The organism is Exiguobacterium sp. AB2, from assembly GCF_000696055.1.
Classification (GTDB): Bacteria; Bacillota; Bacilli; order Exiguobacteriales; family Exiguobacteriaceae; genus Exiguobacterium; species Exiguobacterium alkaliphilum.
The window spans coordinates 1-23,927 of the sequence record NZ_JNAA01000085.1 but is presented as its reverse complement, the minus strand read 5'-3'; the positions used below and the strand labels follow the sequence as shown (position 1 = coordinate 23,927).

21 protein-coding genes, 2 tRNA genes and 1 other annotated feature are annotated in these 23,927 nt (G+C 52.2%); of the genes, 15 read left to right on the top strand and 8 right to left on the bottom strand.

Translation table 11 applies throughout. The features are described 5' to 3' along the window. Positions 1–852: aldose 1-epimerase family protein (locus tag DI14_RS11245; RefSeq protein WP_034808616.1), on the bottom strand; the 852-nt coding region annotated here is incomplete at its 3' end. Between the two features lie 108 nt (positions 853–960). Here DI14_RS11245 and DI14_RS11240 point away from each other — a divergent pair. Then, the gene (locus DI14_RS11240; protein ID WP_235193460.1) at positions 961–1,479 is read left to right on the top strand and encodes a TlpA disulfide reductase family protein; all 519 of its coding nucleotides are present in this window, start codon (positions 961–963) and stop codon (positions 1,477–1,479) included. Positions 1,480–1,518: 39 nt separating this feature from the next. On the opposite strand, the gene DI14_RS11235 is transcribed toward DI14_RS11240, so the two are convergent. The 4 genes from DI14_RS11235 to DI14_RS11220 form a co-directional block, all read right to left on the bottom strand. After that, entirely contained in the window at positions 1,519–1,725 is a 207-nt protein-coding gene (locus DI14_RS11235) for a DUF3006 domain-containing protein (protein ID WP_016508383.1), read from the bottom strand. 390 nt (positions 1,726–2,115) lie between these two features. After that, on the bottom strand, positions 2,116–2,916 hold the full coding sequence (locus DI14_RS11230; RefSeq protein WP_034808606.1) for an MBL fold metallo-hydrolase: 801 nt from the start codon (positions 2,914–2,916) through the stop codon (positions 2,116–2,118). A gap of 165 nt (positions 2,917–3,081) precedes the next feature. Then, a tRNA-Gly gene (locus DI14_RS11225) sits at positions 3,082–3,155 on the bottom strand. An 18-nt stretch (positions 3,156–3,173) separates the two neighbouring features. After that, positions 3,174–3,247 (bottom strand) — tRNA-Gly (locus DI14_RS11220). 129 nt (positions 3,248–3,376) lie between these two features. Between DI14_RS11220 and DI14_RS11215 the strand changes: the two genes are divergently transcribed. The 3 genes from DI14_RS11215 to DI14_RS11205 are packed head-to-tail and all read left to right on the top strand — an operon-like array spanning position 3,377 to position 4,703. After that, entirely contained in the window at positions 3,377–3,736 is a 360-nt protein-coding gene (locus tag DI14_RS11215; RefSeq protein ID WP_034808603.1) for a hypothetical protein, read from the top strand. 2 nt (positions 3,737–3,738) lie between these two features. Beyond that, positions 3,739–4,293, top strand: a complete 555-nt coding sequence (locus DI14_RS11210; protein ID WP_034808600.1) for a hypothetical protein — start codon at positions 3,739–3,741, stop codon at positions 4,291–4,293. Continuing rightward, on the top strand, positions 4,290–4,703 hold the full coding sequence (locus DI14_RS11205) for a hypothetical protein (protein WP_034808598.1): 414 nt from the start codon (positions 4,290–4,292) through the stop codon (positions 4,701–4,703). The genes DI14_RS11210 and DI14_RS11205 overlap by 4 nt, the downstream gene beginning before the upstream one ends. Positions 4,704–4,744: 41 nt before the next feature. On the opposite strand, the gene DI14_RS11200 is transcribed toward DI14_RS11205, so the two are convergent. The 3 genes from DI14_RS11200 to DI14_RS11190 form a co-directional block, all read right to left on the bottom strand. Beyond that, positions 4,745–7,519, bottom strand: a complete 2,775-nt coding sequence (locus tag DI14_RS11200) for an SH3 domain-containing protein (RefSeq protein ID WP_034808596.1) — start codon at positions 7,517–7,519, stop codon at positions 4,745–4,747. 167 nt (positions 7,520–7,686) lie between these two features. Then, positions 7,687–8,616: an alpha/beta fold hydrolase gene (locus DI14_RS11195; RefSeq protein WP_235193459.1), complete on the bottom strand. Its 930-nt coding sequence runs from the start codon at positions 8,614–8,616 to the stop codon at positions 7,687–7,689. A gap of 19 nt (positions 8,617–8,635) precedes the next feature. Further along, on the bottom strand, positions 8,636–10,321 hold the full coding sequence (locus DI14_RS11190) for a formate--tetrahydrofolate ligase (RefSeq protein WP_034808594.1): 1,686 nt from the start codon (positions 10,319–10,321) through the stop codon (positions 8,636–8,638). A 244-nt stretch (positions 10,322–10,565) separates the two neighbouring features. Between DI14_RS11190 and DI14_RS11185 the strand changes: the two genes are divergently transcribed. The 11 genes from DI14_RS11185 to DI14_RS11135 all read left to right on the top strand — a co-directional run bounded on the left by DI14_RS11185 (position 10,566) and on the right by DI14_RS11135 (position 23,911). Next, a complete protein-coding gene (locus DI14_RS11185) occupies positions 10,566–11,471 on the top strand; it encodes a carbohydrate ABC transporter permease (protein WP_034808592.1) in 906 nt (301 codons plus the stop codon). Beyond that, positions 11,468–12,373, top strand: coding sequence for a carbohydrate ABC transporter permease (locus DI14_RS11180; RefSeq protein ID WP_235193458.1), 906 nt, complete (start codon positions 11,468–11,470; stop codon positions 12,371–12,373). The genes DI14_RS11185 and DI14_RS11180 overlap by 4 nt, the downstream gene beginning before the upstream one ends. Before the next feature lie 106 nt (positions 12,374–12,479). Then, positions 12,480–12,721: a binding site (T-box leader), on the top strand. Between the two features lie 67 nt (positions 12,722–12,788). Continuing rightward, complete coding sequence (gene asnA, locus DI14_RS11175) at positions 12,789–13,769, top strand: aspartate--ammonia ligase (protein ID WP_034808590.1); 981 nt, start codon at positions 12,789–12,791, stop codon at positions 13,767–13,769. Positions 13,770–13,950: 181 nt separating this feature from the next. Further along, positions 13,951–15,246, top strand: a complete 1,296-nt coding sequence (locus DI14_RS11170; protein ID WP_051622701.1) for an ABC transporter substrate-binding protein — start codon at positions 13,951–13,953, stop codon at positions 15,244–15,246. Positions 15,247–15,419: 173 nt separating this feature from the next. Beyond that, positions 15,420–16,880 (top strand): MDR family MFS transporter, encoded by a 1,461-nt coding sequence (locus tag DI14_RS11165; RefSeq protein ID WP_034808588.1) that lies wholly within the window; start codon positions 15,420–15,422, stop codon positions 16,878–16,880. Between the two features lie 36 nt (positions 16,881–16,916). Beyond that, positions 16,917–18,017, top strand: a complete 1,101-nt coding sequence (locus tag DI14_RS11160) for a sorbosone dehydrogenase family protein (RefSeq protein WP_034808586.1) — start codon at positions 16,917–16,919, stop codon at positions 18,015–18,017. Between the two features lie 96 nt (positions 18,018–18,113). Then, positions 18,114–19,322 (top strand): M48 family metallopeptidase, encoded by a 1,209-nt coding sequence (locus DI14_RS11155; RefSeq protein WP_034808584.1) that lies wholly within the window; start codon positions 18,114–18,116, stop codon positions 19,320–19,322. 97 nt (positions 19,323–19,419) lie between these two features. Next, positions 19,420–21,177: a sensor histidine kinase gene (locus DI14_RS11150; RefSeq protein ID WP_034808582.1), complete on the top strand. Its 1,758-nt coding sequence runs from the start codon at positions 19,420–19,422 to the stop codon at positions 21,175–21,177. Next, on the top strand, positions 21,174–21,881 hold the full coding sequence (locus DI14_RS11145; RefSeq protein ID WP_034808581.1) for a response regulator: 708 nt from the start codon (positions 21,174–21,176) through the stop codon (positions 21,879–21,881). The genes DI14_RS11150 and DI14_RS11145 overlap by 4 nt, the downstream gene beginning before the upstream one ends. Positions 21,882–21,896: 15 nt before the next feature. Next, complete coding sequence (gene deoD, locus DI14_RS11140) at positions 21,897–22,610, top strand: purine-nucleoside phosphorylase (RefSeq protein ID WP_034808579.1); 714 nt, start codon at positions 21,897–21,899, stop codon at positions 22,608–22,610. A 134-nt stretch (positions 22,611–22,744) separates the two neighbouring features. Beyond that, positions 22,745–23,911 (top strand): MFS transporter, encoded by a 1,167-nt coding sequence (locus DI14_RS11135; RefSeq protein ID WP_034808577.1) that lies wholly within the window; start codon positions 22,745–22,747, stop codon positions 23,909–23,911. Positions 23,912–23,927 lie beyond the last annotated feature (16 nt).

Genomic DNA, 23,927 nt, shown 5'->3' with positions numbered 1-23,927 from the left:
CTCGAGATAGAGCGTGTAAGTGCCCTCGAACGTCTCACGTGGAGGCAAGAGCTGCATGTCCTCTTTCTGACGGATGTCTTTCCGGTGACCGGTATAGTCAGCGTGCCCGAACCAAGGCTCAAGGCAGACGAATGGCGCATCTGACTTCGGTGGCGACCAAATGCCGAAATGGGTGAACGCCGGGCATTCCATGACGATGGCGCTGCCTGAAGGCTCGTGACGTAGTGCCGCATAGTCGACATTCTCGAAAATCAAGGCGTCCTGGTCGAACAATTGGTGGGTGAGGGGAATGTAGCGCCGATCCCCGAGCGGTTGATATGCCCCGGTCAAATACGGCCCTTCGAGCAGGAGACGGTCGAGCGTCCGCGACGTCCCGAAATCGATCGTATAATCTTCGAACGTTCCACCCGCGAACGGGATGTTGAACGCGGGATGACCGCCGATGCTAAACGGGAGAATGGCGTCGCCGGGGTTATGAACGCGATAGGTGATGGAGAGCTCTTGACCAATCAAACGGTATGCGATTTGAAGCGTGAAGGTGAACGGATAATGGTTCCGCGTCTCGGCAGAGTCTCGTAGTTCAAAGAGGGCGTGCGTATCAGATGAATCAATCAAATCGAAGTGTGCATCGCGCGCGAACCCGTGTTGACTCATCGTGTAAGTCGATCCGTCGTAGCGGTAGCAGTCGTCAAGCAAGCGGCCGACGAACGGGAAGAGGATTGGGGCTTGGCGTCCCCAGTAGGTCGGGTCGCCTTGCCAGAGAAGTTCGGTCCCGTCTACTTGCCAGCTCGTCATCTCGGCGCCATGTGCTTTCAGCGTGACGCGTACGTTTTTATTTTGGAGAGATATCATGTGGTGTGCTCCTTTTGTATGGATATGATAAGTTAAGTGTAGAGAATGCATCGCAAAGACGACAAGGGGTAAATGATGAGAATTCATAAACTATTCATAGGACTGATTATGCTGGCGCTAATAGGCGGCCTGGCGTATAAAGGGTATGGCGAATATCAGGCGAGTCAACAGCCCGAACCGATGAGCATCAACGGTGACACGTCTGTTCTAGGGGGGCTCGAGATTGGCCAACGCGCGCCTGACTTTACGCTCGGCACGGTCGACGGGGCAACCGTCTCGCTCTCTGACTATGTCGGCGAGCAGGTCGTCTTAAACTTTTGGGCGACGTGGTGCCCGCCGTGTCGTGAGGAACTGCCGGAACTCATTACGTTCGGTGAAGAGACCGGGATCCCGGTTCTCGGAATCAACGTCACAAAAAACGAACGACGCGGCCAAGCCGACGTTGAAGCGTTTCTAAAAGAAGTACCCGTCAGTTTCCCGGTCCTGTTGGATGAAGCGGGTACTGTCGAGAAGACGTATCGCGTCGTCGCGCTCCCGACGACGTATGTGATTGGCCCGGACGGTGTCGTGACGGCGAAACAAGTCGGTCCCGTCGACTTCGATTGGTTGCACGACCAGACGAACTGAACAGACAAAAGCAGACTGGGACGGGCCGGTCTGCTTTTGTTACTTTTTATAATGTTGTTTAATCAATGCGTCAAAATTCGGTGTCATGTCTTCTTCGAGATAATAGTGGTGATTGTCTCGGATGATGGTATCGCCAACTCGTGCTTCTGATGGCAAGAATCGTCTAGGGATAAAGCTCGAGCCGTTATTCCAACGTAACACGGCATATTTCCCTTCGACTCGCACCAACGTGCCATACTTGATCATGCCTCTTCCTCCTCAACGAACAGCTTTCTGTCTCTTTTATTCTTATAGAGTGTATTCCCACATTCCACAAAACCTACACATATTTGCATCGGTCTGCACAAAAGCGTAGAATGGACGAATTCAGAGAAAATGTGAAGAAAGTTTGAAGAAAACGCTTTCTTTTTAGAAAAGTTTCTTCTATAATAAAACCACGGGGTGATTATGACGAATTTGTGAACAATGGGGGTATGGTCAATGTTTTCAACAGCCATGATAGGGATGCTTGCACTCGCAGGCGCGACGGTTTTTGGGATTGACCGTATGTTCACGGTCCGTTCAGAACGCGTCACAAAGAAATAGTTCTACATAGGGGGGATCGCAACGTCTTGGGGAGACGTTGCGATTTTTTTGTTAATAATCTTGTCGGCGGGCTTCGCGTTCTTGCATCTTTTGTTCGACATGTTTACGGTTCCGTTCGTGGACACGATCGAAGAAGGCGTGTCTTGGCCAAAGTGGGGACCATACGCGCTCTTCGGGCAACGCTAAAATATATTCCTCGGCAGCGCTCAGTCGTTCAATCATCTTGCTTCGGTCGTCGCAGACGTCGCCATGGCCCGGGACGAGCCAGCGGATTTCATGCTCGTACACGGCGGTCTGTAACGTCTGCAACGAATTGACGTACGCTTCGGCGTCGTGTTCGATAAACGGCGGCTCGATATTCGATCCGTAGTCTCCACAGATGAGAAGTTTCAGCGGTTCGACGACGAGCGACAGATGCGTCGAGTCGTGACCTGGCGTCAAATAGAACGTGATTGGCGTCGCGCCGAGCTCGAGCGTACCGTCTTCGGCGATGATGAGGTCGACGTTTGGCTTTTGAATCGGTCGGTCGATATAGTTTTGTTCATAAAACGATTGGATTTCTTGAAGCTGTTCGTCCGAGTTCGTCTCGACGAACGCCCGTGAGGCGATGACGGTCGCATCCGGAAACGCATAGGCACCAATCAAATGGTCGTAATGATGGTGCGTATAGATGACGTATAGCTTTTTCCCGTCGCGAGTCAGCTCGATGTCGCGGCGAATCATGGCGACTTCTTCCGGTAGCCAGTTCGGGTCAACTAAAATGAGGCTTTCCTCCGTATGAATCAATGTCGATGTCGTACGCATGAGCGCACTTTCATATACGGTGAACGATTGTAAGCGAACTTGAATCACGGCGCATCCCTCCTCTTGAATCTATCTACCTTTTCCCGAATTCAAGCGACGTATGCGTTATCGTGGTAAACAAAAAGCAGGAAGTCCGAAGACTTCCTGCTCGTTGCATGATGTGCACCATGCGGGTTATGTGTGCGAGTCGATTCTCGCGTATATGTCGATAGTTGGAGCGGGTGAAGAGAATCGAACTCTCGTCATCAGCTTGGAAGGCTGAGGTTTTACCATTAAACTACACCCGCAAATCGATTTAATTAAAATGGAGCGGGTGAAGAGAATCGAACTCTCGTCATCAGCTTGGAAGGCTGAGGTTTTACCATTAAACTACACCCGCGAAACGTTTAACGTTACGATAAATATAATAGCATAGGAATTTGAGTTTGCAAACCTTTTTTTGAAAAAACATTGGTTGTGGCGCGGTACGTTATCTTGCTAAGATAATAGAAGAGGGGAGTGAGCGGTCATGAGCGAACGGAAGTCGTATTTGCAGTTGATGAGCGAAGGGTTTCGGATGATGAAACAAGCGAAAGAAACCGAGCGGACGATCAACCTCCGAGATTGGACGTTTTCGTTTCGGCACGACCGGGACTGGTCGGTCATTTTACGGACGGAGCGTGTCAAGTGGGTCAGCCGGCCGTTCGAGCAACTCACGATTGAACCGACATGGGTTCAGTTTGGCGCTGCCTCGCTTCAACGTCACGTCGAGTCGAACGAGGTACGTTTGAAGATTGAGGAAGAATGGGGAATTGAAAGTAAGGTCGTCTGTGACAATCAGGAGTGGGACCGATTCGTCGAGGCGCTCAAACAATTGAAGGGGGAGTAGTCGTGAGTGGAGAGAGGCTGTATCGGATTGAAGCGGAGGCGCGCGGAAATGCTTGGCGGGCCCGTGTATTGACCGGCATACAACGATTCCGCTTCTTTAAAGGGGAATTGCTCGCACCGACAGAACGTCCATACGTCGTCTTGAGCATCTCGCAAGACAAAGGGACGCTGCCTGATTTGATTGAGAGCGATATGGGCGTACTCTTGATTCATGAACGAATCGCGCCAATCTTTATGAACCTATGTCCATATGACGTCCAGCTCGTCCGTGTCGAGTTGCATACGACGACGGGGCGATCCGACGAATATTGTGCCCTCAACGTGTTGAGACGTTTTGAAATCGAGCATTTGGAGGACTCTGGAGAATACCGTCCCCTTAGTTCCGAACGCCTTTATTTTCTCTCGCATCAAACCGTTCGCATGAATTTATTTGGGCATATGATCGCCCAAGACGTAAACAGCCAACGCCTGTACGTGACGGAGCGGTTAAAATATGCGCTCCAAGCCAAGATGGTGACCGGCTTAGCATTTAAAAAGACGAAGGAGAAGACTGCATGAAAGAATATGAAATCGATGGCTGGATTCGTTTGGCGTATCCAGAACACTTTGAATATAACGAAGAAGAAGACCACGTCAGTTTTTACTCGGTAGAGCCTGACGCGCAAGGTACGTTACAGATGTCCATCTATGAGGCGGAGGCCGAACAGCGCCCGGAGGATGCGGCGCTCCAAGAGCTGAACACGTTCTTAGGAGAATTTCCGATTGATGTGAAAGTCGCGCCGAGTGTGACCGATCAGTCGGCAGGCATGACGACCGCTTATGCGAGTGGGATTGAGGACGGGATGCATCTCGACGTCTGGTCGCTCACCGACGGAAAACGTCTCTTGTTCTTGACGTACGTCGCCGATAAACGGACGGATGAAAAATTAGAGATTGAAGCGATCATCGATTCGATTGAATGGACATGAAAAGAGACACGATGCCAAGTTTGGCTCGTGTCTCTTGTTTGTTATTGGAACTTTGGTACATCAAAGTGAAGTGTATAAGAATCAAGTGTTTGGTACGTTTGATAAATGCGTGTCGTCTGTTTTGTCGCCCAACCGATATCGGTCGCATATTGGTGCACGCCCGGGTTGGCAGGATTGAATCGCATTTTATAAAGCGTATTTTGTTTATGCGTCGGGTGATTGATATAACTCGCACCAATCCAATAAGCTCCACCGACGATGGCGGCTTCAGGAGTGAACCATTTCTGATCGAAGGCGAATTTAGCTCCTGTGGCGAGCGGACTGCTATCTACGGCTTGGATTCCGTACATATTGTAGACAGTCGCAGCGACTTCGCGATCTGGGTGGATTCGAGTCCCGCTTGAGTTGATTAAGGCGTTCCCATCTTTATCGACCGGCACCCCTTGAGCGAGTAAGGATTTTCCGTGACCTGTCTCATGGACGGCGTGTGCCAGTAAATAAATTTCGTTAATGCTATATTGATTTGCAGCGTTAATGAATGCTTGCCCTTGGTTCGTTAGTGTGCCGCTATTTGTGAGCACTCTATTTAATGTCGCTGCAGTCGTCCCGGCGCTCTTTGATAAATCAAGGAACTGATAGAACGCTTGGGAATTTTGGTCGAAGTTATTCGGGTTTACAAACGGTTCGAGATCTGTCACAGAGGCTCGACGCCACACATTATCAAATATTCGGATATTATGTCCTGCAGGGCGGCGGTAGGAAACCGTATAGTAAGTGCCTGTCTGACCAGTGATGGTAACAGTCTCGCCAGGATTAATTTGACCGTATGCGTGTGATGTCAAACTCGGTTGACTAAGGATGTTAGCTGCACCAACGACCGAACTTGGTGTAACAAAACCAGTCATAGAGCCATATTTGACGCGATACCAAACAGCTGTGCCGACAACTTGCCGATCCACATACTCGATGTTCGTCCCGTTAGGTATCGTCGCGATTGTGACTGCAGTAGAAGAGGCCGACATTTTAAGTGCCGTCCCCACTCCAGAGATGACGCGAAGTTGATTATTTACGATGGTACCGGTATTTCCGCTCACACTTACCCAGGCACGCGGTAAATAAGCTGGGGCGCTACGGTGCGCATCTGTTTGACCAAACTGAGCGACTTGACGTTCCGCCATGGCACGCACAGAGATTGGATAAGACGTATGAGATACGATCCGTTGAATGCCGGTAGTTGGCGGTGTCGTCGAGACGGGTGCTGTATAGCTTAAATGAATGTAGCCTCCGACAAAACTACCGCTCGTCAAGATTCCCCATTCTGTATTCAAGACAGGCTTCACGTTGACGATCGTTCCGTGTGCGAGCGTTCCGATGGCTGTGTTGTTAGTCGATGGGGTCGGACGTACGTTTAAAGGTGTATTGTTTGAGACGACTTGGACTTCACGCTCTGGCCCATACTGCTCGGTTGGCTCTGTCGGAGTCGCAGGTGCCGTCAACGCGAAGTCGCGAGCGGCGACAAAACCGACTCGATTGTTATAACGGATTTCAAACCAAGACCCAGTTGCGCCGTGTGTCGCCAATTGATCAACTTTTGCACCGAGCGGGATGTCTTGAATCGTCGAACGAGACGACGACATCGATGAGAACATCGGAACTTGACGTTGCGCGTAATAAGGTGTCGCGGTTTGTGGTGCTGTCAACGAAAAGTCGCGAGCGGCCACATAACCGGTTTGGTTATTGTAACGAACTTTGAGCCATGAACCTGTCGCACCATGGACTGACAACTGATCGACTTTCGCGCCTGTCGGAATGGTTTGGAGTGTTTGAGACGTTGTCGATGTGGAACTGTACATCGTCGCCGTTCGTTGTGCGTAATACGGTGTCACCGGTGCAGCAACTTCCGTTTCAGACAAGTTACGCATCGGGACATAGCCTGTCAATGTCCCGGCCGTCACTTTTGCCCAAGACCCGGTCGCTCCGTGTGTCGACACGAGTCGTACACTCGATCCGACTGCTAACGTACCGAGAGATTGCCCTGTCGTCGATGTCGAGCTGAACACGCTCGTCGCCGTCTTAACGTAGAGCGTCGTTGGTGCTGACGTGACGATGGCTTGCAGGTTGCGCATGGCCACATAGCCGGTTTTCCCTGCGTACGTCACTTTCGCCCAAGATCCGGTCGCACCGTGCGTCGAGACGAGTGTCACGCTTGCGCCTTTTGGAATCGTGACGAGAACAGGTGCCGTTGAAATCATCGAACTATGCATCGACGTGTTGTTGACGGTCGTGTGCGTGGCGTTTGCTTGAGGAGTCACCGTTCCACCTCCTGAGAGTGTGAAGTAACGTTGTGCCACGTAACCTGTTTTCCCGCCGTATGTCACTTTGAACCATGAGCCCGTCGCGCCATGTGTCGACATGTAGGTGACGGTCGCGCCTTTTGGAATCGTCGTGACGATTGGAGCGGTCGTCGTCATTGCCGAGCGCATATTCACGTTCGCGTTGGCTGTATACGTCTGGGTCGTACTCGTTTTCGCAACGGTCGGCTTGAGTGTCAAGTAAGAAGACGACACGTACCGTTTTTGGCCTTGGAAATCGATTTCGGCCCAATTGTTGCTCGTCGAATAGACATGGACCGTCGTTCCTTGCGTCAACTTGCCGACGATTGTTGAAGTGGTCGACGTCGAAGACCGTACATTCAAAATAGAGGTGTTTACCGTGCCTTCGTATGTTGCTGCGTATGACTGCGTCGGGCCGATCGTGCTGAGCACAGTGCTCGAGACGAGGACGGCCACGCTGAGTCTTGTCATCGTTGGTTTCAATGTGTTACCCCTTTCAATCCATGTGAATCTATACATAACTGGTAGTTTTTTAGTGTGCGGTCTAAGTATAGCGTACAGAAAAAATGGAAAGAAGATGAAAAATTTCAAAAAAGGTAAATGATTTAGAATACGTATGTATGAATTTTACAAAAAGAAAAAACCTCCTATTAAATGGAGGTTTTTTCAAGTGGGATAGAAGTCGTCTGTAGTAGCCAAGCCGTGATATCGTTCCATACCTCGGTCCGGTTCGTCTCTCGTAACACTTCGTGGCGCGCCCCGTCATAAGATAGGACGGTCACTTCGATGTCGGCTGCCTGATAGTTCCTTACCATTCCTTTCAAGCCTTCCCCGTCATGGACGACCGGATCGTCCGCCCCAACGACGAACAGGAGCGGTAGCGTCTTCGGATGTTCGTGAATTCGTGGGAGCGAGGTGACGTCGAGCGAGGCGCTCGCCACCTCATATAAGTACCCGAGTGTCGGCAGTCCGCCGCAGTGCGGGTCGTTCCGGTACGACGTCACTTCTTCCGGGTCACTTGAGATCCAATCGCTTTCCGTTTTTGCGGGTAAGAACTTCAGATTATAGCGACCGAACAGTAGACGCTCGAACAGGCGCGACGGATAATCGCTCCCTTTTCGACGGATGGCCGCATCGATGGCGAACCGGCCGATTCGACCGATGACCCCGGACCCAGGCGGAGGGGAGATGGCGACCACACCCGTGAGTCGATGGCCCATCACCTGTCCGAGCCGCCGCGACAGGAGGGACCCGAAGCTATGTCCGAGTACGAAAGTTGGTAGGCCGTTCCCATACTGTTCGATGACGTGCATCGCATCCGTGACCATCTGCTGAAACCCTTCATTTGGAAGTAAATGCGCATAGCTCTCCTGTTCTTTCGCGAGCGCGCCTGCGCCACGTAAATCACAAACATATACATTAAAACCATTTTCCGCCAAGTGGCTAGCGAACTCGTGATAGCGTTCATGATGTTCTAACATGCCGTGGAACAAAAAGCAGTCGGCGACGGCGTTCGTCGCTCTCACAGTAAAGATGTTCGTCCGATATCCGTCTGCATACGTATGCGCTGTAACGTTCAAGCTCATCCCTCCGAAGTCTTTAAAATAGTCCGATCGCGTTACCGGTCGCATCGATTCCCATGTTGAGTGCGGCCGGTTGTTTTGGGAGCCCTGGCATCGTCAAGACGTTACCTGTCAACGCGACGAGGAAGCCGGCGCCGACGGACGGTTTCAATTCACGGACGGTGACAGTGAAGCCTTCTTGATAGCCGACTTTTGTCGGGTCGTCCGAGAGTGAGAACGGCGTCTTCGCCATACAGATTGGTAAATCGGCCCATCCGTTCGCTTGGATGTGGGCCATCTGTTTAAGGGCCTTCGCCGTGAACGTCACGTCCGATGCACCGTACACTTCCCGGGCGATGGTCGTGATTTTGTCTTCGATTGATGCGGTCAGCTCATAGAGCGGAGTCAGGGCCGCCTCGTTCGACTCGACCGCTGCAATGACGGCCTCGGCGAGTGCTTCACCGCCTTGTCCACCGTGTGCCCACACTTCACTGAGCGCGACGCGGATTTGTTGCGAGCGGCACCAGTCGAGGACCGCTGCGAGCTCTTCTTCCGTATCGGAGTTGAAGCGGTTAAGGGCGACGACGACCGGGAGGCCGAGTTTCGCCATCGTCTCGACATGTTTCGCGAGTAGCTGCAGCCCACGTTTGACAGCTTCGACATGTTCGACGTGAAGCGCGTCTTTCGCGACCCCGCCATGCATCTTGAGTGCGCGGACGGTCGCCACGAGGACGACGGCATCCGGGCTCAATTCGCCGATGCGTGATTTGATGTGGCAAAACTTTTCGGCACCGAGGTCAGCCCCGAATCCCGCCTCCGTGACGACGTACTCCCCAAGCTTTAATGCGGTCTTCGTGGCGATGAGGGAGTTACATCCGTGGGCGATGTTCGCGAACGGTCCACCGTGCACGAGGGCCGGCGTCTGTTCGAGCGTCTGGACCAAGTTCGGTTTGAACGCCTCTTTTAAAAGCAGCGTCGCCGCACCGGCAGCGCCGAGTTGTTCGGCCGTGACCGGTTCGTTGTCACGGTCGTAGGCGACGACGATGCGCTTGATGCGAGCTTCTAAGTCGCTGAGCGAGTCGGCAAGGCAAAGGATTGCCATGATTTCTGAGGCGACAGTGATATCGAACCCGTCTTCCCGCGGGACGCCGTGAACGGGACCACCGAGTCCGATTGTCACGTTACGAAGTGCTCGGTCATTCAAATCGAGGACGCGTTTCCAGACGATATTTCGGACGTCGATCCCGAGGTCGTTCCCTTGATGTAAGTGATTATCGAGCATCGCGCTAATCGTATTATGTGCCGCCGTGATGGCGTGCATGTCACCAGTGAAGTGCAGGTTGATATCTTCCATCGGCAACACTTGGCTGAAGCCACCGCCGGCCGCACCGCCCTTTAAGCCCATCGTCGGGCCGAGGGAGGGTTCCCTGAGACAGACGATTGCTTGCTTATCGAGACGATTGAGCGCTTGTCCGAGTCCTACGGTGACGGTCGATTTCCCTTCGCCGGCTGGCGTTGGGTTAATCGCCGTGACAAGAACGAGTTTCCCATCCGTCCGCGTCTTCACGTCGTCGAGCAAATCGAACGATAATTTTGCTTTGTATTTGCCATACAAATCGAGGTCGTCTTCTTTCAATCCGAGCTTTTCTGCAATCTGTTTGATAGGGAGCATCTCGGCTTGTTGGGCAATCGTCAGGTCGGTCAATGGCTTGATGGTCGTCATATACAAAATTCCCTCCACTTTCGAACGTTTTGTTAATAAAGTAATCGTTTCATTCGTGAATCGATCCGTAAATGAATCTGTTTCGCTTATTTGAACGGTCTCGTTCGTATTGTCATTGTGTATATCATACAGTATCGCTGCTTGAAATTCATCCGGTAAGTTCAATATATTCCACCCATTCCGTCAAATGTATCCGTTTTCATAACGTTGGTATCCATGTAAATTGATAGTGGAGGCGATCAACATGACAGATAAAACGAAACGAACGAAGCGAAGACGAAATTGGAAGAAATCGGTCAGTTTTATCGGCTTCGTCGGCCCAGCATTTTTGGCGTTCGTGGCCATCGTTCTCATCCCGTTCTTTAACGGAATCTATTACAGTTTCACGGATTGGAACGGGGTGACCGGACAGTTGAACTTCATCGGACTCGACAACTATGAGCGTCTATTGTTTGAAGATGAACAGTTTCGGGCGTCGTTTTGGATCACAACGAAATATACACTCGTCGCCGTTTTATTGACGAACGTCGTCGGGTTTTCGCTCGCATTGTTGCTGACGTTAAACATAAAGACGCGCAATCTGCTGCGGACGGTCTTTTTCATGCCGAACTTGATTGGCGGACTCATCCTCGGGTTCATCTGGCAGTTCATCTACGTTAAAGGGTTTGAGTCGATTGGCTCACTCACCGGGTGGCGCTTGTTCGAACTGCCGTGGTTGGGGGATGCCCAGACGGCGTTTTGGGGAATCGTCATCGTCGCGATTTGGCAAGGCGGCGGCTATGTCATGGTCATCTACATCGCGGCACTCCAAAACGTGCCGACGGACCTTCTCGAAGCAGCCAAAATCGATGGGGCCAATCGGTTGAAGATGTTACGTCATATCACACTCCCGATGATTATGCCGTCCATCACGATTTGTTTGTTCTTGACAATCTCTTGGTCGTTCAAAGTGTTCGATACGAACTTGTCGCTCACGAACGGCGGACCGTTCAAATCGACCGAGATGCTCGCTTTGAACATTTACACGGAATCGTTCGTGAACAATAATTACGGACTCGGGTCGGCCAAGGCGGTCATCTTCTTCCTTGTCGTCGCAGTGATTACGGTCACCCAAGTCTACTTGACGAAGAAGCGGGAGGTGGAAGCATGACGACGGAAAAAATTGAACAGATGGAGTCAAAACTTGATCAAACCCCGAGGCGGCTGTTGCCCCAAAAACCGCTCCGTACCGGAGGCTATACGGCGAGTCTCGGTCTAGTTGAACTGGTTGCCATCTTACTCGGTCTGCTTTATCTCGTGCCGTTCTATTATGTGATCGTCAATTCATTCAAATCGATTGCGGAGATTTATACAAATACGTCGGCATTGCCGAACGTTTGGCTCGGATCGAACTATACAGAGGCGTGGGAAGCCATGAACTATGGGCGCGTCTTCTTTAACTCGCTCTTCATCACGGCGGGGGCGAATCTCTTCATCGTCATCTTCACGTCGATGGCGGCGTGGAAGCTCGTGCGGACGAAACATTGGATTTCGACGGTCATCTTCTTCTTGTTCGTCGCAGCGATGGTCATCCCGTTCCAGTCAATCATGATTCCGCTCGTCAAGGTGTCGAGCATTCTCGGGTTGTTGAACAGCCATTGGGGCTTGATGATTATGTATCTCGGCTTTGGTTCCGGCATTTCGGTATTCTTATATCACGGCTTTATGAAATCGATTCCCGAGGAAATTGAAGAAGCCGCGATTATCGACGGCTGCTCGACGTGGGGTGTGTTTTGGCGCATCGTCTTCCCGCTATTAAAACCGATCACGGTGACGATCGTCATCTTGAATAGCCTATGGATTTGGAACGATTTTCTCTTACCTTCACTTGTCCTCCGAGACATCGAGCTGCGCACGATTCCGCTCGCGACGTTCTATTTCTTCGGACAATATACGAAACAATGGGATTTGGCACTCGCTGGATTAGTCCTTGGGATCGTTCCGCTCCTCGTCTTTTTCTTCGGTATGCAAAAGCATATTATCAAAGGGATTACGAGCGGCTCGATCAAATAACCCTTCCCAAGGGATTTCCCCCGTCCGCTACACGGGGGAGAATTTTTTTTGAAAAAGACTGTTGACATTCGTCTGAATATTGATAATAATAGGGTCAATTCAATTGTGAACGACATCGAAAGGACGAGTACACAGAAGACGTAAGCAAAGCGAGCCGGGGGCGGTGAGAGCCCGGTCTGAAATCTCTGTCGAAGAACCTCCTGGAGTCGCTACCCGAACGCTTTGCAAGTAGACGTAGCCGGACCGTTCCCCGTTATCGGAACTACGAGATGTTCGTCTCGAAAAAGTGAGTAGATTCGTCTACTAATTTGGGTGGCACCGCGGAGCTTGAAGCCTTCCGTCCCATAGTCCATGGGATTGGAGGGCTTTTTTCTATTGCTCCGTCCTAAATATCCCACAATTGGAGGAAGACAAAATGACAACAGCAACAAGCATGATGAAGGAAAAGCAACAGGCGATCACGACGGTAAAGGCAACGTTCGAAGAGAAGTTCAGCACGGCGCTCGGTCTCACGCAAGTCCAAGCTCCGTTGTTCGTCACGTCGGCGAGCGGTGTGAACGATCATTTGAACGGTGTGGAACGCATCATCCAATTCGACACACAGTACCCGGGACATGAGCTCGAGATTGTCCAGTCACTCGCAAAATGGAAACGCGAGGCGCTCGGGCGTTACGGGTTCGCTGCCGGGGAAGGGCTCTACACACAGATGCGTGCGATTCGTCGCGACGAGGAACTCGATGCGACGCACTCGCTATATGTTGATCAGTGGGACTGGGAACGCGTCATCACCCGTGAAGAGCGGACGACGGATTACTTGAAGGCGACGGTCGAATCGATTTATGCGGCTCTTCTAGAGACGGAAAAGACGGTCGAGGCGAAGTATGACATCAAAGCGATTCTTCCTGAGGCGATCCATTTCATCACGAGCCAAGAACTCGAAGACGCCTATCCGACGCTCTCATCAAAAGATCGGGAAAGCGCGATTTGTAAAGAATACGGTGCAGTGTTCATCTCACAAATCGGAGGCGCCCTCCTTTCAGGTGAGAAGCATGACGGTCGAGCGGCAGACTATGACGACTGGTCGCTCAACGGCGACATCCTCGTCTGGCACCCTAAACTCGAGTCTGCGTTCGAATTGTCGTCGATGGGTATTCGTGTCGATGAAGCGGCCCTTGCGAAGCAACTTGAAATCGCAGGCGCTGAAGAGAAGCGGAAGTACCCATTCCACCAGGCTGTTCTTGAAGGACGTCTGCCACTTACAATCGGCGGCGGAATCGGACAGTCGCGTGTCGCGATGTATCTCCTCCGGGCCCGTCACATCGGTGAAGTCCAATCATCGGTTTGGCCGAGTGAAGTCGTGGCCGCATGTGAGGAAGCCGGCATCAGCTTGCTGTAATTAATAATATAGAAGAAACTCGTCACCAGGACTTTCATTTATGGAAGTCCTGGTTTTCTGTGCAACATTTTCCACCCTACACGTCAATTTTTACACCTACATAATGGAAGCGTTTTCATTTACATTAAGGATGTACCGATGGGATTGCGTGAACCCATCAACTGTCAAAGGAGGAATCAGGATGAAACGAACATGGAGACTGTCCACGGCCGTCATGACGGCGGGCATGGTGATGACGCTTGCGGCGTGTGGAGGCGGTTCGCTCACTGAGAACGAAGGGTCGAACGATGCGAACGCGAACGAAGGCGAGAAAAAAGAAGTGACGTTGAACGTGTTCCAATTCAAAGCTGAAATCGCGAAAGACCTCGAGGCGATGGCGAAAGAATACGAAGAAGAAACAGGCGTCAAAGTGACGGTGCAAACGGTCGGAGGCGGTGCCGATTACGGTGCGGCGTTGAAATCACAATTTGCTTCGGGCAATGAGCCGGACATTTTCAACAACGGCGGTTTCACAGAAGCGAAGACGTGGCAAGACAAACTCGAAGACCTCTCGGATGAGAAGTGGGTCGGCGACTTGAGCGACGTCGCCAAAGAGCCGATGACGATGGACGGCAAGTTGTATGGCATGCCGATGAACCTAGAAGGATATGGCTTCATCTATAACAAAGAGCTGTTCAAAAAGGCCGGAATCAACGAATTGCCGAAGACGTTGTCCGAGTTGACGGAGGCGGCGGAAAAACTCGATCAAGCGGGCATCACGCCATTTTCGGTCGGGTACGCTGAGTTTTGGATTCTCGGTATCCATCTATTGAATATCCCGGTGGCGCAGCAAGACGACCCAGATGCCTTTATTCAGGCGTTGAACGACAATAAAGCGAAATTCGAAGACAACGAGCAGTTCCAACAGTTCTTGAAACTGTTCGACCTCACAATCAAATACGGGAACAAGAACCCGCTCACGACAGATTACAACACGCAAGTCACGCAGTTCGCTCAAGGCGAGACGGCGATGCTCCAGCAAGGGAACTGGGCCCAACAGATGATTCTCGACGTGAATCCGGACATCGAGATGGGCTTCGTGCCGATTCCAATCAATGATGACAAAGAGAAGATGGACCGTCTGCCGGTCGGCGTCCCGAACAACTGGGTCGTCAACAAGAACTCACAATATAAAGAAGAAGCGAAGGATTTCCTCGAGTGGATGGCGACATCTGAGACGGGACAAGACTATATGGTCAACAAGTTCAAATTCATCCCGGCGTTTAAGTCGATTGAAGCGAACGACCTCGGCCCGCTCGCCGATGATATTCTCGCCTACTCGAATGAAGGCAAGACCATCTCGTGGAACTGGTTCAAATATCCAGACGGTGCCGTCAATGAGTACGGTGCGTTGATGCAGGCGTACGTCGGCGGTCAAAAGACCGGAGACGAGATGTTGCAAGACTTCACGAAAGTCTGGCTTGATAAGACGAAATGAAGACACGGGCGCGAAATGACCCCTTCGCGCCTGTTTTTTTGGATAAACTGAAATCATTCTCTTGCTTAAGTATTCTCTCTTGTCAAACAAGCGTCGCTCAGACAAAATAATAGACAGTTGAGGTGGCGTTCGGGACTGACCGACGCCACTATTTTGTTGGGGAGATGAATGGGATGAGAAAGAATGTCACGGTCGCCTTACTGCTTGCGACCTTTTTAGCCGCGATTGAAGGGACGGTCGTATCCGTCGCGACACCGGTCATCGCGAGCGAGTTGAACGGCGCCGCGCTCGTCAGTTGGGTGTTCGCCTCGTATTTATTGTTCACGGCGGTCTCGACCCCGATTTACGGAAAAGTGGCTGACTTGTTCGGACGTAAACGCGTGCTCTTATTCGGAATCGGGTTGTTCACGGTCGCCTCGCTTCTCTGTGGGCTTGCCGGGTCGATGGAACAACTGATCATTTTCAGGGCGCTACAAGGGCTTGGCGCCGGTGCGGTGCTACCGATCTCGATGACGATTATCGGGGACTTGTATAAATACGAGGAGCGCGGGAAGATTCAAGGAATCTTGAGTGCCGTCTGGGGGGTCTCCGGTGTGTTAGGTCCTGTAATTGGTGGTTTTTTGGTCGAAACATTGTCTTGGCGTTACGTCTTTTTACTGAACGTTCCGTTTGCGCTCTTCTCGTTCTTGATGATTGTCGCCTTCTATAAAGAAAATGTGAGCGAGACGACGGAGCGGATTGATGTCAAAGGTGCCCTGTTGTTTGCGGGAGGGACGTCAGCATTCCTGTATGCCCTCATCACGTTCAGCGAGACGAACGTTTGGACGTCTCCGGTCGTCATCAGTGGGGTGGCGAGTCTGTTATTGCTCGCCAGCTTTTACGTGTCCGAACGTCGTGCCAAAACACCGCTATTCCCGTTCGCGCTGTTAAAGCATCCGGTGATCGCGTCGATTAACGGGGCCGTCTTCTTTGCGGCGTGGGTGCTCGTGTCGATGTCGGCGTACATTCCAATTTGGGCACAGGCGGTCCTCGGGAAGACGGCGACAGAGGCAGGGTTCATGCTCATGCCGCTCTCCGTGTCGTGGACGGTCACCTCGATTATCGGCGGCCGGACGCTCGGTGCGGCTTCCCCGAGACGCCGCGCCGTATCGGGGATGAGCCTGTTGCTTTTCGGTACGATTCTTCTGACGAGCCTCACGCAAGCGAGTCCCGACGTGTTCGTCTATCTCGCCGTCGCTTTAATTGGCGTCGGTTTCGGATTATCGCAACCGATGTTTATCGTCGTCTTGCAGACGGTCGTCTCATATCGGGAGCGTGGAACGGCGACCGCCGCGAACTCATTTTTGAGCACGGTCGGTCAAACGCTTGGCGTCGCCGTGTTCGGGGCCGTCTTTAACTTCATCGTCTTGAGCGGGTTTCGGACGGAAGAGGCGCTACGTGGCGTCTCGCTCGAATCATTCTTTAACCGGGCCGCGAGCACGGCGCTTGAGACGGGTGTCCGTCTGCAAGGTGAGCAGTTGATTGCAGATGGCTTGAACACCGTCTTTGCCGGGGCCGCGCTTGCCGCGTTCATCGCACTTCTCATCGCGTTTCGTTTGCCAGTGCGCCCACCCGAGCCTTCACGCGACAACTAAAATCGCGTTATGATGGAGGCAAGGGAGGCGATTATCGTGAAACGATGGATTCTCATGTTAGGCCTCATCTTCGTCGCCGGATGTGCAACCGAACCGGCAGAGGATGGAGCGCAAGACGAAACACCGATTGAACAGGCGCCTGAACAAACGGACGAGACTGAAAACGAACAAACGACTGACGAGGGTGAAGGCTTGGCGGTCGGAACGAGTGAAGCTGTCGCAAGCCAACTCGAAGCGCCGTGGTCCATTGCAAGAATCGAAGACGGCTGGCTCGTCTCAGAACGCGGTGGTACGATCGCCGTCATCGATGAGGAAGGGAACGTGGACCGGCAAACCGTCGAGTTGACTGAAGCGGTGCTCGAGATTGGCGAAGGAGGGCTACTCGGCCTCGCCCTCGCTTCGGACTTCGACACCTCGCGCCAACTGTACGCTTACCACACGTACGGCACACCAGGCAACGTCCAAAATCGTGTCGTCGAACTGACATGGGAAGAGGACCGCTTCGTCGAGACGGACGTCATCCTCGAAGACATCCCGGGTGCGCAGTTCCATAACGGCGGCCGATTGCTTTTGGACGGTGAGGCGCTTTGGGTGACGAACGGCGATGCGCTCGTCCCTGACCTCGCCCAAGATGAGACGTCGCTCGCTGGGAAGATTCTTCGAATTCCGCTGTCCGGTGAAGGGGAGCCGACTGACTGGATCTATTCTTCAGGTCACCGTAATCCGCAAGGGTTGGCGAGTGTTGACGATGTCCTCTATGCGAGTGAGCACGGGGCATCCGGTCACGATGAAGTCAATCGCATCGAGCAAGGAAAAAATTATGGATGGCCGTTGATTGAGGCGGATGAGACCGCGGACGGGCTCGAGACGCCATGGTTCGAAGTCGGTTCGACCTCGTGGGCCCCGTCCGGAATCGTCGCGGATGAGGAATACGTCTATATGGCAACGTTGCGCGGGAATCGTCTCGTCGCCCTCGATCGCGAGACGCGTGACGTGCTCTCGATCATCGAGGATAAAGGCAGGATACGTGACGTCTGGCTCGAAGGGGACGTACTGTATTACATCACGAACAATACGGACGGACGCGGCAATCCGGGTGCCGACGACGATCAATTGTATCGCGTGACGATTCGATAGAAACTGACACTTTGTCAGTTTCTATTTTTTTTGTTGCTTTTTGAAAGTAAGTCGCTATAATTAGGTTGTTAATTGGAAAATGAAGGGGAATATTACGTGAATCAAACAAAACTTATTCATAAGCATGAAAACTTGTATTTCGGCTTGCTCGTCGCGGCGAGCGTTATGACAATTCTTTTAGCCATCGTCTTAACGATTGCCTCACTCGGCATCTTTTTAGTCATCATCGGCTTCATCGTGTCATTATCGATGTTCGCCCACTGGATTCAAATCGGCTATATTCGAACGAACGGGGTCAAAGTGACGGAACATCAATTTAAGGATCTGTATGAGATATATCAACGCGTCGGACAAGGGATGGGCATCCGGATGTTACCGGACGTCTATATCTTGCAAGCCGGGGGCATCTTGAACGCGTTCGCGACACGGTTCTTCCAAAAGAATATGATCATTTTATACTCAGACATCGTTGAGTTGTCACGGAACGGTCAAGTGAAAGAAGTCGAGTTCATTATTGCGCATGAACTAGCGCATATTCGCCGTAACCATGTGCAAAAACAATGGCTCGTCTTGCTCGGGAATATCGTCCCGTTCCTCGGGTCGGCCTACTCGCGGGCTTGCGAATATACGTGCGACCGGATGGCGGCCCATTATATTCAAGACGAAGCGGCAGCGAAGCAGGCGCTTACCGTCCTTGCAGTTGGTGGCACGCTCGCTAAGGAAGTGAACGAGTTCGACTATTTACAAGAGGCGAGCCGTGAGAACGGCTTTATCGCCAAATACAGTGAACTCATTACGACACATCCGACGCTACCGAAACGAATCGCCGCCATTGCCACGGCAGCTGGCGAAGTGAATGTACCGGTATTCAAGACGGCCGGATATGTCAAAGCGTCAATCATTGGGACGATCGCCATGACGGTCGTGTTGAACGGGGCCATCATCGCGTGGCTCGTCATGAGTGACGGGTTCGCGAGTCTTGCCTCGACACCATTTAGTGAAGGATTCACCGATATGACGATGGAAGATCCACTTTCACAGCTTGCCTATGACAATGCGAGCTATGACGAGATTGAAGCCGAGATTTTAGGCGGTGCCGATGTCAACGCGCAAGACGGATATGGCGACACGCCGCTCCATAACTTGTTCTATAACGAAGAAGTCGACTACGCGACGGTCGAGCTATTGCTTGAGAACGGGGCCGATGCGTCGATTGAGAACATGGACGGCATGACGCCACGTGATTTGGCAGTTGCGGAAGGACATCCTTTCGATTTTGTGGAATTATTGCGCTCGTATGAGTGATGTAGAGGTTCGTTCTGTAGAAAGTCTACGGAACGAATCTTTTTTTTGCTTCTTTGCAAGCGTTTGCATCGGCCGTGATATAATCGGAGGAGGAGGGATGACGGTGAACAGCATTCGAACGAAACTGACGGGAATGATCGCGCTGACGATTCTCGTTCCGGTCATTTTGGCGACGATTATTTCCTATTGGTACGTGAAGGACCGTGAGCGTGAACGCGGCCTGCAGTTGACCGAATGGTCGCTCGAACGTGGCACGTTGCAGTTTGAACGCTACATATCCGATTTGAGCCGTCTCCCGACGAGCCTCTATGCGAATCGGGACGTGCTCGATATTTTAGAGTACGGTCCGGGTCTCTCCCTCGAACAGACCGAACTCGAAGTAAGGCGGGCGCTACTCGGGATGTACTTGTCACGGGAAGACGTCGCACAAATCCAACTGCTTATACTCGAGGATATGGACTCGTTCGCAGCGTATAAGATGAAGGTGTCACCGCGTTCGAAGAAACAACCGAGCCCGATTCAACAACAACTGCTTGAAAACAAAGAGAGTCGTGTCTTGCTCGAGGCGTCGCATCCGCTCGTCCCGTACCATGACTTTGGCCCAATCCTCTCGGAGCAAGAAGTCGTCACACTCCATTTTCGACTCGATAAAATCGAGACCGATACACCGCTCGCCGTCTTATCAATTGATATCCCGGAAGACGTCTTCGTCGGTCAGCTCGCTTCTTTACAAAACAGCCCGGATGAGAGCCTTTGGTTCGTCGGGGCAGGTGATCAAGTGTTCGCTCATCTTGGCACCGAGCCGATTCCAGAGACACTTGCCCCGATGTCCGTATCACGCGACGACAAACATCATCGCATCATCAAATCGTTTGAGTTCGAAAATCAGGCGTTTTATGTCGGCAAGTCCATTCCCGACCGTCTCCTCACCGAGCCGGCTTCACGAACGTCATTCATCATCTTCATCGTCGGAATTGCCTCGCTCGTTCTAGCCCTCATCGGTGCGACGTATGCATCGATGCGGTTGACGACACCGATTCGGACATTGACGTCGAACATACGACGAATCGAGCAAGGGGACATGACCGTCTCGTTCGATTCCCTCGGAAATGACGAATTCGGGGTATTAGGTCGACAATTCAAGTTGATGATTGAGCGAATCGATGATTTGATTCAACGAGAATATCGGCTCGCGCTCGAGAATCGGACGAATGAGCTTCGGGCACTTCAAGCGCAGACGAACCCGCACTTTTTGTTCAACGCGCTCCAATCGATTGGCACGCTCGCTTTGAAGGGGGATGGCAAGACAGTGTATCGTCTCATCACGCAACTGTCGTCGATGATGCGGTATACGATGCATCCGGACGAATCGATGGTCACGTTAAGGCGTGAAGTCGACCATTTACAGTCGTACGTCCGGCTTCAACACGTCCGTTTCCCTGATCAGTTCTGTATCGAGATTGACGTCCCCGAGGAGCTGCAGACGCTCGTCGTGCCGAAGATGATTTTACAACCGCTTGCCGAAAACTTTTTCAAACACGGATTCGAACGTGACGGGTCCTCGACGGCAAACCGGTTTTCACTGCGCATCCGACAGATTGGGCCTGAGCTCGTCGTCCATTGTGAGAACAGCGGACAAAAAATCCCGAATAATCAACTTGAAGCGTTACAAGAACGTATGGAACAGACGACCGAATTGCGCTACGGCGCGGAAGGTACCGGTTTAAAGAACATTCGCGATCGTCTCATGTTAAACTATAAACGGGAGGCTGAATTTATGTTGGCTACACCAGAGACAGGCGGTTTTCGCATCGTCATGCGTTTTCCAGCGGTGAAGGAGGCGGATGCGTCATGACGAAAGTGTTGATTGTCGATGATGAGTCACCGGTACGGGAGGCTGTCAAATTACTCGGGGAATGGGAGCGTCTCGGTGTCACGACCGTGATTGAGGCGAGCAACGGGAACGAAGCGAAGGAGTTGATCGCTACAGAACGTCCCGCCCTCGTCTTATCGGACATTCAAATGCCGGGATGTAACGGAATCGAGTTGATGGAGTGGCTCCATCAAGAAGCCGAGTCGGCAAAGTTGATCGTCTTGACCGGGTATGACGAGTATTCGTATATGCGGCGCGCGATTCAACTCGGCAGTTTCGACTATTTACTCAAACCGATTGACCCGGACGTCTTGAACGACACGCTCGAACGGGCGCTTGTCGACATCCGTCCATCGTCAGAAGACCCGATCGTCCAAATCGGGGCGTTCATCGAACGGCATTATGCGGAAGAACTGAGTCTGCAAGGGATGAGTGAGCGCTTTTTTTTGAGCCGTGAATACATATCGCGGCGGTTCAAGCAACACTATGGCGTCAACTTATCCGAGTACTTGCTTTCGATTCGCATGCTCGAGGCCAAACGTCTCCTTGAGACGAGTAGACAACGTATTTACGAGGTCGCCCAAGCGGTAGGTTTTTCGGACGATAAATATTTCCGGAAAGTCTTCAAGAAACAAGTTGGTGTTACACCGAATGAATATCGGGAACATTATCAACGACAACTTTAAAGGAGGACATGAATCATGAGTGTACACATTGGAGCAAAAGAAGGACAAATTGCAGAAACGGTACTACTTCCAGGAGATCCGCTTCGTGCGAAATATATCGCCGAGACGTTTCTTGAGGACGTCGAATTGTACAACGAAGTCCGTGGCATGTACGGCTTCACAGGGACGTATAAAGGCAAACGCATCTCGGTACAAGGAACGGGGATGGGCGTTCCATCGATGTCGATTTACGTGAACGAGTTGATCATGTCATATGGCGCGAAAAACTTGATTCGTGTCGGTACGGCCGGCGGCATTCAGGAAGATGTCAAAGTCCGTGACGTCGTCATCGCGATGAGCGCGTCAAGTGAGATGGGGCAGAACCGTGTCCGTTTCGATGGAATGGATTATGCACCGACTGCGACGTTCGACCTCCTACATCGTGCGTATGTAAACGCGGAGAAAGCCGGAATCCCAGTCAAAGTCGGTCAAATCTTCACAGCCGATCAATTCTATCAAGATGACTTCCACCATTTCAAAAAGTGGGCCGACTTCGGTTGCCTCGCGATTGAGATGGAAGCGGCAGGCCTCTATACGCTCGCAGCCAAACATAAAGTCAACGCGTTGACGATTCTCACGATCTCAGACCACTTGTTGACTGGCGAAGAGACGACGTCAGAAGAGCGTCAATCGACGTTTGACGAAATGATTCGTGTCGCCCTCGACACGGCCGTCGAAGTGACAAATTAATCGGGTGCCCTACAAATTCGTTTGTAGGGCATTTTTGTGTCGGTGTGCTCAGTCGTCTATACAAAATATAGATGGCAAGCTAGACTGGAGCTGAAAACTTAGTCTGATTTGACTTGGCCGAGGAGTTGAAACGATTGAACAAGACGTCAGCGTTTGTCATCTACAGTATCGTCTTTTTTGCCTTCTTTGATTTATTCGCCCAGCTCCCCGTCATGAGCACGTTCGCTGTCTCAGTCGGGGCGACGCCGTTCATCGCCGGCGTCGCGATTGCCATCTACTCGTTAGCGAACACGTTCGGCAATGTTTTGTCTGGCATATGGACGGATAAGGTCGGTCCGTATCGCATCTTGCTCGCCGGTCTCCTCTTGTCGAGTGCGAGCTTATTCGCGTACCAGCTTGTCGATCACCCGACGACGTTGCTTGTCGTCCGTGTCATCCACGGATTCGTGGCCGGCCTCATCGTGCCGGCGGCATTCACCTTGTCGGCCAACCTGACTGCTGCGAACCGACAAGGAAAGAAGGTCGCCCTCACCGGGAGTTTCGTCGGACTCGCCGCAATCCTCGGTCCGGCGTTTAGCGGGATCCTGGCGAGCCGGACGTCGGTCCCGGTCGTGTTTTCGTTCGTAGCGCTCTATGGGATTGGCGTCACCCTCTTGACGTTGTTCGTCATGCGGACGTCCCGTTTGACGGAACGTCTGGTGGATGCTGAACCAACGATGGCGTCCCAAGGGCTACAGCGGGACGTCTTCAAGGCATACGTCGGTGCTTTCTTGCTCATGTTTTCGCAAGGGGCGCTCGCCTATCTGTTGCCGCTTTACGTCGAAGCGCTCGGGTACGACTCCCGGTTGAGTGGGACGCTACTCAGTACGTTCGGTATCGTGGCGGTCCTCGTCTTCGTCTTGCCGACGAACCGGCTGTTCGACCGTCTTGAAACGACGAGACTCGCCGCGCTCGGCATCGGCATTCTTGGTGTCAGTCAAGTGCTCATCGGGAACGCCACGAGTGTGATGGCGCTCTATGCGGTGCTCGCCTTCTACGGCCTTGGTTTTGCCATCTTATTCCCGGCCATCAATACGTTATTGATTCGAGCGACGACACGGACGAATCGAGGCAAGTCGTACGGTTACTTTTACGCCTTCTTCTCACTCGGTACGGTCGTCGGCTCCGCCGCGCTCGGCTGGCTCACGATTGCTTTACAACATAAGTTCACGGTCACGGGTGTCGTCTTGCTCGGGGCGGCCGCCGTCTTCGGTTTATTCGAACAAGTGCGGCGACGCGTCTGGACGACGAAGTCGGAGTGAGCGCGTCATCTCTTCG